Origin of the sequence: Elizabethkingia miricola (assembly GCF_001675285.1) — a bacterium.
In the GTDB taxonomy this organism is placed as follows: Bacteria; Bacteroidota; Bacteroidia; order Flavobacteriales; family Weeksellaceae; genus Elizabethkingia; species Elizabethkingia miricola.
The window spans coordinates 147,515-159,636 of sequence record NZ_LSGQ01000001.1; the positions used below are offsets into that span (position 1 = coordinate 147,515).

At 35.3% G+C, this 12,122-nt stretch carries 11 protein-coding genes; 4 read left to right on the forward strand and 7 right to left on the reverse strand.

Translation table 11 applies throughout. From position 1 onward, the window contains the following. The first annotated feature begins 4 nt into the window (after positions 1–4). Both ATE49_RS00725 and ATE49_RS00730 read left to right on the forward strand, forming a co-directional pair. Positions 5–1,324, forward strand: a complete 1,320-nt coding sequence (locus ATE49_RS00725; RefSeq protein ID WP_065080708.1) for a M16 family metallopeptidase — start codon at positions 5–7, stop codon at positions 1,322–1,324. A 4-nt stretch (positions 1,325–1,328) separates the two neighbouring features. Then, positions 1,329–3,374, forward strand: coding sequence for a M16 family metallopeptidase (locus ATE49_RS00730; RefSeq protein ID WP_065080709.1), 2,046 nt, complete (start codon positions 1,329–1,331; stop codon positions 3,372–3,374). Between the two features lie 219 nt (positions 3,375–3,593). Here ATE49_RS00730 and queG read toward each other — a convergent pair whose 3' ends face one another. Next, entirely contained in the window at positions 3,594–4,529 is a 936-nt protein-coding gene (queG, locus tag ATE49_RS00735; protein WP_065080710.1) for a tRNA epoxyqueuosine(34) reductase QueG, read from the reverse strand. A gap of 85 nt (positions 4,530–4,614) precedes the next feature. On the opposite strand from queG, the gene ATE49_RS00740 reads away from it, so the two are divergent. Together ATE49_RS00740 and ATE49_RS00745 are read left to right on the forward strand one after the other, a co-directional pair. Beyond that, a complete protein-coding gene (locus ATE49_RS00740; protein ID WP_065080711.1) occupies positions 4,615–5,418 on the forward strand; it encodes a 5'-nucleotidase, lipoprotein e(P4) family in 804 nt (267 codons plus the stop codon). A gap of 12 nt (positions 5,419–5,430) precedes the next feature. Continuing rightward, positions 5,431–5,718, forward strand: coding sequence for a rhodanese-like domain-containing protein (locus ATE49_RS00745; RefSeq protein ID WP_034871006.1), 288 nt, complete (start codon positions 5,431–5,433; stop codon positions 5,716–5,718). Between the two features lie 80 nt (positions 5,719–5,798). Here the strand turns inward: ATE49_RS00745 and ATE49_RS00750 are convergent, their stop codons facing one another. The 6 genes from ATE49_RS00750 to ATE49_RS00770 all read right to left on the reverse strand — a co-directional run bounded on the left by ATE49_RS00750 (position 5,799) and on the right by ATE49_RS00770 (position 11,991). Continuing rightward, positions 5,799–7,292 (reverse strand): hypothetical protein, encoded by a 1,494-nt coding sequence (locus ATE49_RS00750; protein ID WP_065080712.1) that lies wholly within the window; start codon positions 7,290–7,292, stop codon positions 5,799–5,801. Positions 7,293–7,325: 33 nt separating this feature from the next. After that, on the reverse strand, positions 7,326–7,502 hold the full coding sequence (locus ATE49_RS20305; protein ID WP_165689183.1) for a hypothetical protein: 177 nt from the start codon (positions 7,500–7,502) through the stop codon (positions 7,326–7,328). Positions 7,503–7,858: 356 nt separating this feature from the next. Next, entirely contained in the window at positions 7,859–9,442 is a 1,584-nt protein-coding gene (locus ATE49_RS00755; RefSeq protein ID WP_065080713.1) for a hypothetical protein, read from the reverse strand. Positions 9,443–9,483: 41 nt separating this feature from the next. Continuing rightward, complete coding sequence (locus tag ATE49_RS00760) at positions 9,484–9,660, reverse strand: hypothetical protein (protein ID WP_249489599.1); 177 nt, start codon at positions 9,658–9,660, stop codon at positions 9,484–9,486. Positions 9,661–10,128: 468 nt separating this feature from the next. Next, entirely contained in the window at positions 10,129–11,769 is a 1,641-nt protein-coding gene (locus tag ATE49_RS20460) for a fibrobacter succinogenes major paralogous domain-containing protein (RefSeq protein WP_234107927.1), read from the reverse strand. A gap of 33 nt (positions 11,770–11,802) precedes the next feature. Then, the gene (locus ATE49_RS00770; RefSeq protein WP_059155328.1) at positions 11,803–11,991 is read right to left on the reverse strand and encodes a hypothetical protein; all 189 of its coding nucleotides are present in this window, start codon (positions 11,989–11,991) and stop codon (positions 11,803–11,805) included. Between the last annotated feature and the right edge of the window lie 131 nt (positions 11,992–12,122).

Below are 12,122 nucleotides of genomic sequence, written 5' to 3' on the forward strand. Positions count from 1 at the left end.
AAATATGAAAAAAGGAATATTATCATTTGCTTCATTAGCCTTTCTAGGAGTGCTGATGAATGCTCAGGAAATTAAATTTGAGGAGTACGATCTCCCAAATGGTTTGCATGTAATCCTGCATCAGGATAACTCCGCACCTGTTGTTACTACTGGAGTTATGTACCATGTTGGTTCTAAAGATGAAGTAAAAGGAAGAACGGGATTTGCTCACTTTTTTGAACATCTTCTTTTTGAAGGAACTCCAAACATTAAAAGAGGAGATTGGTTCAAAATTGTATCCTCCAATGGTGGTACCAACAATGCCAATACTACACAAGACAGAACCTATTATTATGAGACATTTCCTTCTAATAATGAACAGTTAGGACTTTGGATGGAAGCAGAAAGAATGCGCAGTGCAATAATTAATCAGATTGGTGTAGACACGCAAAGAGAAGTTGTGAAAGAAGAGAAAAGAATGAGAATAGATAATGCTCCATATGGAGGTATTATTTATCGTACATCTATATATCCTCACCTTTTTGATAAACACCCATATGGAGGATCTGTTATTGGTTCTATGGAAGACTTAAACTCTGCTAAGCTAGATGAATTTCAGGCATTCTATAAAAAATACTACGTCCCAAACAATGCTACTTTAGTTGTTGCTGGAGATATTAAACCGGCGCAGACTAAAAAATGGATACAGGAATATTATGGTAGCATTCCAAAAGGAACAGTTACCCCTAAGAACTTCCCGAAAGACGAGCCAATTATTAAAGAAAAAGAGGTTACAACAACTGACGCAAATATCCAACTTCCCGCATATGTTTTTGCTTACAGAACATTATCAAATAAAGAAAGGGATGCATATGTACTCAATATGCTTTCAGCTTATTTAAGCGGCGGTAAATCATCTGTTCTTTATAAAAAATTAGTAGATCAGGAAAAAAAAGCACTTGAAATTGCATCAATTTCAGACGGACTTGAAGATGCTGGAGTATTTTCTTTCTTTGCAATCCCAATGGGACAAACACCGAAACAAGTACTACAAACAGAAATAGATGCAGAAATTAAAAAATTGCAGACAACGTTAATTTCCCAGGAAGATTATCAAAAACTTCAGAATAGATTTGAAACCCAATTTGTAAATCAAAACTCAAATATTCAGGGTATTGCAGGATCTTTAGCTACAAATCATGTATTGTTAGGTAATACTAATCTCATTAACAAAGAAATAGATATTTACAGATCTATCACAAGAGAAGATCTGCAAAATGCTGCAAAAAAATATCTGAATCCTAACCAAAGAGTTATCATTAATTACATTCCTGAAAAAAAATAAACACATGAAAAGACATATTACATATATCGCTGCAAGCTTTCTAATTTCAGGAATGATGGCAGCACAGAATATAGATCTTAACGCTATGCCTAAACCAGGGCCTACGCCAAGTATTAATATAACTTCTCCACAATCGTTTAAACTAAGCAATGGTCTTACTGTTCTTATAGTAGAGAATCATAAGCTTCCAAAGGTAAATGTTACCCTTAGGATGGACAGACCTCCTGTATACGAGGGAAAAGTAGCCGGAGTTAATAGCATTATGGCAAGTCAGCTAGGTAATGGCACAACAACAATGTCTAAAGACGACTTTAACAAACGAGTTGATTTCCTTGGGGCTACAGTAAATTTTGGTTCTGGGAGTGCTTATGCCAATTCTTTATCTAAATATTTTCCTGAGGTTTTGGGTCTAATGGCAGATGCTGCAATTAATCCTAAATTCTCAGAAGAAGAAATTCAGAAATCAAAAGAAAGATCTCTTGAAAGTCTGAAAAATAACGAAAAAAATGCCCAATTTCTTTCTTCCAAAGTTTCCAATGCAATCACATATGGAAAAAACACTGCAAGAGGAGAATTTGATACCGAAGAAACTGTAAAAGCTATACAACTAAAAGATGTTCAGGATGCTTACAATAAATATTTTGCCCCAAACAATGCTTATCTGGTTGTAGTTGGTGATGTTAAATTTGGTGATGCTAAGAAACTTATTGAGAAGAGTTTTGGAACCTGGAAGAAATCTAGTTTCACAATACCAAATATAAATCCGGCAAATAACGTCGCAAAAACAGAAGTTGATGTCATTAATGTTCCAAGTGCTGTACAATCTGTTGTCTCAGTAGAGAACATTACAACATTAAAAATGAAGGATCCGCAATATTTTGCAGCTACACTCGCCAATTATATTCTTGGCGGCGGTGGAGAAGCTCGTCTTTTCATGAATCTTCGGGAAAAAAACGGATTTACTTATGGAGCATATTCGTCATTCAATACTTCTAAATATTCTCCTTCTTTTTCAGCTGGTGCAAGTGTAAGAAATGATGTAACGGATAAAGCGGTAAAGGAATTCATTAATGAGTTGAATGGTATTACAACCATTAAAGCGGAAGAATTGGCCAATGCAAAGGCAAAGTTAAAGGGAGATTTTATTCGTTCTATGGAAAGGCCTGAGACAATTGCTAATTTTGCAGTCAACTCAGCTATACAAAATTTGCCAAAAGATTTTTATACCAATTATCTTAAATCTATTGACAATGTAACAATATCTGATGCTCAGAATGCTGCAAAGGCTAATATTTTACCTAATCAAAGTAGAATCTTCATTGCCGGGAAAGCAGCTGATATTTCCGAAGGGTTAGAAAAACTAGGCTATCCTGTAAATTATTATGATAAAGATGCTAATAAAACAGAGAAACCAGCTGCTAAAAAAGTAGACACCAATGTATCTGTAGCCAGCATTGCTGATAAATATATCAATGCCGTAGGTGGTAAAGCTGCTATAGCAAAACTAACTTCTATCTCTTCTGAAGGTTCTGCTACTATGCAGGGAATGGAGCTTATTATTAAAAGCCAGAAAGCTCTTGGTGGTAAACTATTGCAAGAGGTAAGTGCTATGGGAAACACTGTTCAGAAAATGGCCTTTGATGGAAAAGATGGTTATATGATGATGATGGGAAATAAGACACCTCTCCCTGAAGATATAAAAACTGCCTTGTTAAAAAACACTTCATTATTTGAAGAATTGGATTTCGCTAAAAAACCGGAGCTAAAAGTATCTGGTATAGAAAAAATTGGTGGAGAAGATTCTTATGTCATTAAAGATGGTAATAATATTTACTATTACAGTGTAAACAGCGGGTTAAAAACCGGAGAAACCAAAACACAGAAAATGAACGGGCAGGAAATGACAATTCCAACTGTTTATAGCAACTATAAAGATGTAAATGGTGTAAAATTACCTCATACTCTTTCTCAAAGTATGATGGGACAAGATTTAGTAACCAATATCAAATCTTATACCTTCAATACAGCTAAGGATACCGATTTTAAATAAACCATCCTTTAAAGAACAAAGAAAATCCGGTGCAAAAATTTGCACCGGATTTTTTGTTAAATATTGTTTACAATGTGTGGAATCTTAATTTAATTTTTGTAAATTAGGAAAACCAAAATCCACAACTGAATATGATTAAGAAAGGCAAATCAGTAAAAAGATTCAAATTCAGAGTAAAAACTGCACCTAAAAGAGTTCAACAGAAAAAGCATTGATTTTCTAAGGATTTTTATCCGACAGAAAGTCAATGTTTCTTTTTAGGCCTGCGTATTTTGTTCGCTTCACAGGAGATTTCCTGAAAATTTCAGAAAAAATTTCCTGTGTAAGTTCTTTCCACTCTTTTTTGGAAAAGTTCTGCAGCGATTCATTTGGGTCAAAAAGAGGCTGTTGATGCGGTTTTGAGAATCTGTTCCAGGGGCAAACATCCTGGCAGATATCGCACCCAAACATCCAGTTCTGCATTTTCCCATGAAAATGCTCAGGAATCTCTTCTTTTAATTCTATGGTTGCATAAGAAATACATTTGCTACCATCTATGATCTGATTATCCAATATAGCATCTGTGGGACAGGCTTCAATACACTTTCGGCATTTTCCACAGTGATCTGTTACTGCGGTATCCGGAACTAATTCCAGCTCACAGATTATCTCTGCCAGAAAATAAAAAGACCCCTCTCCTTTTGTAATAAGATTGGCATTTTTTCCGACCCACCCAATTCCGGATTTTTTTGCCCAGGCTCTTTCCAGTACCGGAGCCGAATCTACAAAAACCCTGAATCCAAACTCTCCTATTTCTTCCTGCAATTCAGCAACAAATTCTCCAAGAATTTCTTTAATTACTTCATGATAATCTTTACCATAAGCGTATTTGGATATTTTAAAGCTATCATCGGTATTCAATACTTTACGGGGGAAATAATTGTAGGAAAAAGAAATTACAGATTTACTTCCTTCCACCAGCAAACGAGGATCCAGACGCTTATCGAAATAATTTTCCATATAGCGCATTTCACCATTCAGATTCCTTGTGAGCCAATTTTCAAGAGAACGCGCTTCCTCTTCCAAAAACTCAGCTTTGGAAATACCACAAGCCAGAAAGCCAAAGTCTTTTGCTTTCTGTTTTATAATTGCTGTATTTTTTTCAGCCAGATTCATAGGTGCAAAAATACTGAGAAAATTATACTTCTGTCATTTTACGTTTTCGTAATTTTGCAAAGCTTTGAAAAAGAAATTTTAGATTATGAAGAAAATATTGCTTACAGGAGGTTTAATTTTATCTTTTATTTCCTGCTCTGCTCAGAAAGCAGATCATGACACCAAAGATTTAGTTAATGCTACCGCATGGATGCAAAATGCCGGAGAATATAAAGCCTTAACTATCCAGGCCTATCAGCTAGCACAAATTCGTTTAGCACAAATCATTACACAAGAGGCATCGGAAAAGCCAAGAGCTATTGTTTTGGATATAGATGAGACTGTACTGGACAATTCTCCTTATCAGGCTTATCAGATTGAAAACAAAAAGAACTTCAGCCAGGAAGACTGGAACAAATGGACGAAACTTGCTCAGGCTGAGCCTATCGCCGGAGCTTTAAATTTCCTGAACTTTACAAAAAATAATGGTGTAGAGATTTTCTATGTTTCCAACAGAAGTGAAACAGAAAGAGTTCCAACTCTTGAAAACCTTCAGAAGAAAAACTTTCCATATGCAGATAATGATCACCTTATCTTAAAAACAGATAAGTCAAGTAAGGAAAGCAGACGCCAGAAACTTGCTGAAAAATACAATATCGTTTTGTTCTTCGGAGATAACCTAAGCGATTTTTCAGATATTTATTATTATAATAATGAAGGCAAAACTTCATCTGAGAAAGTTTTAGAGCATCCTGAATTATTCGGAAGCAAATTCATTATTCTTCCAAATGCTATGTACGGAGACTGGGAAAGCTCTATGTACAAAAAGAATACAGACAAAAAATTAAGCAACGAACAGGTAAAGATGAAAAGCCTCCGTTCCTTTACAACTCAAAATATTAATCAATAAAAATTTTATAACATGATTGAAGACGTATTAAAAGCAGGAAATTATCATCTTATCGATGTGCGCGAACCTATGGAACTTGAAATGAATGGCGCTATCGACGAAGCCACTAATATTCCATTAGGAGAAATCGAAGAGAGACAGGATGAAATAAAAGGTCTTGAAGGTAATGTAATCTTCTTCTGCCGCTCTGGCAACCGTTCCGGACAGGCTACGGAATTCTTCAAAGCTCAGGGGCTTGATAATGTATATAATGGTGGTGGTTACGAAGACATGCAACAGTCTTTGGACAATGTAAAGTAATTGATCACTACAGCAATAAATAAAAACTCCCGGCTTATATAAGCCGGGAATTTTTTATGATTTAAAATACTATTCAAACTTTAAGGATCACAAGTAACAATCTTTTTCCCGGTTCCCTGTCCGGACATATATGTTGCACCTTCAACTCGTTGCGTTGCTCTTACGGTATTGGTACCTGTTGTATTCCATGTAATGGTATTAAATTTATTAGTTCCACTCAATACTAATGGAAACAATGGCCCTTTAGCAGCTTTGCTTCCAAACATAGAAACTGAACCGTCTTTACCAATAACGACTCTTATCAAAGGGTTATTTTTATCTCCCTCCATGCTATAAATAGCTGGAATACCTCCAGATTGCCAGGCTGATCCATCCTGAAACTTAACATTCTGAGGATAAGTGTTACTACCTACCTGAAACTGAATTTCCTCGGTAGCCAGCTGAACTCCGTTAATCGTAAGGTTAAATGAGTTGTCTAATGAATAAATATCGAATACAAAGCCAAAGTCTGTAGCTGGGAAAGAAAAATTCTGAGCTACTCCATCTTTTACAGCAAATCCAGTGGGATTAATATCCTGTCTGCATGGTCCAAATCTAAGATTAAGATTATACTTAACTCCAGGTGTAATATTCACTTTATTTATTTTTAAGCTTTTAGAAACACCGTCAAGCGTTACCGTTCCAATATTAAGTTCACCTTCAGGAGTAGTGGTATTTGTTTTTGCAATCACCTGAGTTTCATTGCTGGTTACTATTGGCTGATTCTGAGGAGCAGGAAAATTAACAGACTGACCACTCATTATCGAATTATTATAAGTAATAGCATCTGTAGCAAAGCTCAAATCTGCAGAAGTAAATGCAGGAGTAAAAGCTGCATTATTAACCACAGAAATATTTCCAACCTGTCTTGCATCCAGCTTAGTAGTAATCTTACTGAATTGGTGTCTCAATACAACGTCAAGTGTGTTATCCTTATTACCTGTTACCGTCATATTCTTTTTGAAATACATAAGATCTCCATTAATCCCTGCTATTTTAGCAGTATTCAATGGTGCTTTATCCACTGCTGTATTAGGTGTACTTGCATTAGTATTGAGAGAATAAGCAACAAATGTATAATTCTGACCTCCATCTAAAATAAAACCGTCGGTTTCATTTTTTTTGTAAGTAAATTCTTTATAATCTTTATACACACCATTTTTATCATATACAATAACTCTGTACTTTACACCGTCTGCAAGTTCTTTAGGAACAATAGTAGCTGCTCTGGATTTAACGGTTGCCTGAGTTGGTACAAAAGATTTAGGAATAAGAGTAGCCGTAACAAAAGTATCTCCGTCGAAAGGAACAATTGCTTTCTGAGCAGTTCCAATATTTGCTCCTCTGTGATTTGCGGAAGCCTGCATTACTGGCAATTCTTCTACATTCTCAATTCCCTTTAAATTGATTTTCACATTAAAAGCAGATTTGTTTATTCCACTTTCGTCTATACTGTTATCTGTACTTCGACACGATGTTATGGCAAAAGATAATGCGAGCAGCGAGCAACCCGCAGCTTGTAATTTAAAATTCATTTATTTGTTTTTTTGTGTTAGTCTATAGAGATATTACCATTCAATAGTACGGTTATCATCATCACCCTGTATCCATTCTTCCTGGACTGCTCCACCACTATTTGGTGGAAGCACTTTTGCTGATCCAGCAGCAACTCCCTGCTCCATTTCAAGAAATAAAACTTCCACTACAGGAGCAGAATACTCCTGTTTTTGATCATTTTTCATCATTTCGTTCTAATCGTTTGTAAATTATCATCATTCGGTTTTTATTTTTATACTTCTATGAGTAAATCAAATCACCAAAAATACTTTATAATAAAACAATTAAAGTAAAATAAGACAACCATCATTCAAACATAAAATACAACTAATTGAAAATCAGTATTTTATATAAAAGTAAAAACAGGTATGCAATTTACAATTTTTATTTAGCTTATAAAAGTGAATTATTCTAAACGAAATAAAAATCATATTATTTAGAACAAACATATATAAAATAAAAAATCAAATAAAACTTTATAAATATTTGAAACAAAAAAAAGGTCTCTGGAATACCAGAGACCTTTTAGATAATATATCTTTTTTTATGGGCAAGTAACAACCTTTCTACCTGTACCTTTACCAATAAATTTGGTTAATCCGGTTACTAACTGAGTAACTGTCACAGGGTTTATTGCAGTAGAATTCCACGTTACCTTATTAAACAAAGCAGTATTAAACAACTCTAGTGGCTCCAACGTTCCTGCGGTAGACCTTTTCCCCATCATAGAAACAGAACCATCCGGCCCGATTGTTATCCTCACAACAGGGCTTGCTGCATTTCCGGTAATATTATAAACCTCCTGAACCCCTTTAGTAGTATCACCATATAATGCTCCATCAGATTTAAAACGGATATTAACAGGATAATTAGGTACCCCTCCCTGGAATTGAATTTCCTGATTAGACAAATCGACTCCGTTAACGTTTAAGTTAAAAGAATTATCTAATTCATATACATCAAATACGAATCCTGCATCTGCAGCAGGGAAATTAAAGCTTTGGGTAAGCCGTGTATTTCCTGTATTCCCTGGGTCACTCATTGAAAAGTCAAAAGCCGGAGTCGCTACATCTGTACATGCAAATTTTAACTTAAGGTTGTACTTAAATCCTGGTTTTGCAACAATATTAGGAATTGAGATAGCATTCTTAGTCTTTGTACCAACCTGCATAGATACAATTGTTAGCGTTGCCATATCTGAAGCTGCAGCACCCGGATTAGCAAACAACAAAGGAGAACTAGTCCATACAGCACTAGTAGTTGGATTCCCAGTAAAATTAACAGCTTTACCAATACCAGCTGCACCAAAGGTAACCGTTCCATCAGAGAGCTTTAGCACATTTCCTGTAGCACGATGATTACTCATAACCGGCGTACTAATTGACTGAATACCATTACCCGGAGAAACTGCACTAGCATCAATAATTGTTGTGATTTGGCTAAATTTATGTTTAAATACAACACTTAATAAATTATCACCTTTAGTCACTCTAACATTATCTGCTCTGAAATACATCAAATCATTATTTCCAGATGTCGCAGGCAAAGACGTAACTGAAAGATTCGTTGTCGGTGCTGCACCCGGATCTGTTGAACTATTAAAAGAATAGACTACAAAGGTATATTTATTAAGCGATTCAGTATCTCCATCCAACGTCATATCTGCACTAGTAGAATTTGTTCCTGCAGTAGGAGCAGATCCCCCTGAGGCATTGATTGTATAAAGTTTCTGTCCTATATAGGTATCTCCTCTATAGACAACCACTCTAAATGCTACACCCTGAACTAAATTAACACCTCCAGCTGCAATTGGATTAACAGACGCCTGAGCCGTACTTCCCTTTAAAGAAACCACGGGTGTCATTGTTACGATAAACGCCTGATCTCCCACTATAAGATTACTAACCTGTTCTTTCATAGCAGAACCAGCATTCTTCGTTGAAGCCAATGGTTCAATATCTTGACCTTCAAAATCATCCCCAGTCAGGTTAAATTTTAAAAGGGCTGAACCATTCACCATTTCGTTTCCCCCGTTATTTTCTACAGCACTATCAGTGCTTCTGCATGATACAGCCAATAAAGACAATGATAACATCGCCATAGCTGTAGTAATTTTTATATTTTTCATTTGTTTGTAAGTTCGTAGTTTTACTTCATTCATTATAAATTTTACCATTCTATAGTTCTGCCATCATCAGTATCAGGATCCCATTGTTCCTGTACATTACCACCGGAATCAGGAGGCAATACTCTTGCTGATCCTGTTGCGATCCCCTCTTCAACCTCCACTAAGGAAGTTTCAAATTCAGGAGAAACATACTCTTCTTTTTGAAAATTACTCATCATTAATACTTTGTTTATATTATTATTCATTTGTTGTCATATGGTCTTTCATTTTTAAAATAAGATTGCTAACAGGAAAAAATTCACTAAGAATTATTCAACAAAACAGCATAACCTTCACCATAAGAATACAAACTCCTAATAATCAAATCTTATTAAAAGATGAAAATTTACGACAAATTTATATCATATTTTCAAATAACCAAAAAATATGATATTATGCAAATATTAATTCAAACATATTTTATAATTATTAATTAATATTTATCAATATAATTTTACAGTAAAAAAATAATAATCATTAATTTTATAAATAAAATTCAATCAATCCACATCAGGAATTCAATTTTTATTTCTATCAAAAAAAACTCCTTTAGTCAAAAAAAGACTAAAGGAGCTCATCACACCAACATCATCTACATCTGCATCCGCATTAATATCATCTACATCATCCGCATCATCACCAACATATTATTTTCTTTTCACACAACGGATACTTTCTCCGTATTTATAGTACTGACCCGTTCCTATTGTAACTCCGCCGCTATTGAAGCTAAAATCATAGAAATTTTCAGCAGACAATTCAGTACTTGTCCAATATCTTGCTTCTACAGAAGCTTTAACAGCATTATATGTATTACCAAAACCTGCTAACGGTAAGAATAAATACTTATCATAATCTGCGGGAGCAGGCTGCGTATCTGTTCCGATAAAAATTCCTTTCACACCATTATAGTATCCCGGGAAGGTATATACATTTTTACCTGCCGAATCCACAACCTCTTTCTGAGTTGGTAATCTCCATCCACCTCCATATGCTGTAACTTTGGTACAAGGATCTTCTTCGATACGATATATACTGGTTCCGGTTACATCCGCAGGCAACCTGTACGCTTCCGTAACATCTTTAGCTGTCTCCAATGGTTTAACTGCATTGAAATACCAGTGATCTCCAAATTCAGACTGATTAGCAGCGAACCCGTAATTACCATTATTGTAAATAAGATTCGCCGGAGCCCAGATAATATCTCCACCTACATCATGTCCGGACGCCGGAGCAAGAGTAAGATTAAGATTATAACGTACTCCCGGAGTAATATTTAAGTCTTTTGATCCACTAATTTTAAAATTAGTTTTTGTAACCCCTGCAATAGTGATAGAGGGAATAATCATTTCCCCACTTGTTGTTACCGGACTACGCAGAATAGTTGTAGCCTTAACGACCGCACCTGGAATAGCTCCTGTAAACTTAACAGATGCTGAACCGGCAGAGCCATTCCATATAATATTATTAGCATTAACCGTATTGTCCGTATTAAAATAATCCGATATTTTAACATTGGCAGATGCATAATTCGGAGTTACAACTCCGTCACTAATAGCTTCAATATTACCTATAGCTGCAGTATTAATAGTTGTTGTAATTTCGCTGAACGCATGCTTAAAAACAACATCTAAGTAGTTTGTTCCTTCTGCGATTGTTATAGTTTTTTTGAAAAGCAATAAATCATAATCAGCATTACTTACCTGAATATCATTATAAGCATAACTATTTCCTGCAGGCGTAAAATTAGGACTAACCGTATCACTGTTAGCTGAAAGACAAACAAAAGTTAAAGTCTCACCTGCATTTACAGGAAAATGACTTCCTTCTTCTGGCAAATCCTGCCCGTATATATAATTACGCACTCCTAACCATGCACCGTCTACAGAATAAACAATAACTCTGTATTTAGTTCCTATTTTCAACTCCTGAGGCCCCACTGGCGCAGCTGCAGCCACAGGACCAATTGCAGCCTGAGTGGTATTTCTTACTGAAGAAGCCACCGGTGTAAGTGTTGCAATAAGTTTAAAATCTTTGTTAAAAGAAACTTCAGAACGTTGTTCCATCGGTGCTGCAAAATTTTTATTTCCTACAGATGCCATTTTAATCGCACCATTCCCTAAAAGGTTTTGTACACCAGAATCTATTCCTTGCAGATTAATTTTAAGAGTAGCCTGTTTATCTCCATTACTAACTACATCATCATTACTTCTACATGAGAAAAGCATTATTGTTACCAAGAATAGCAATGCTATTCTACCTCTAAATATTGTATTTTTTTTCATCATTTCTCCTATCATTTTTTTTGTTGTTATCAGAAGTTACCATTCAATGGTTCTATTGTCATCATCACCCTGGATCCATTCATCCTGGACAACTCCACCATTATTAGGAGGAACAACTCTGGCAGAACCCGCTGCTATTCCCTGTTCCATTTCAACAAAAAATACTTTCATATCAGGAGAAACGTATTCGCTTTTTTGTGTTTTTTCTTTCATTTTTTCTATCATTTATGTTTTATAACTTCATTCGTATTTATTCTAATACACCACAAATGTCCTATCAGTGTGGCATATCAGTAATTATTTTTCAAAAAAAGCAGTCTTTTTTAAAATGCAAGTAATTGCAAAACAGAAAACTT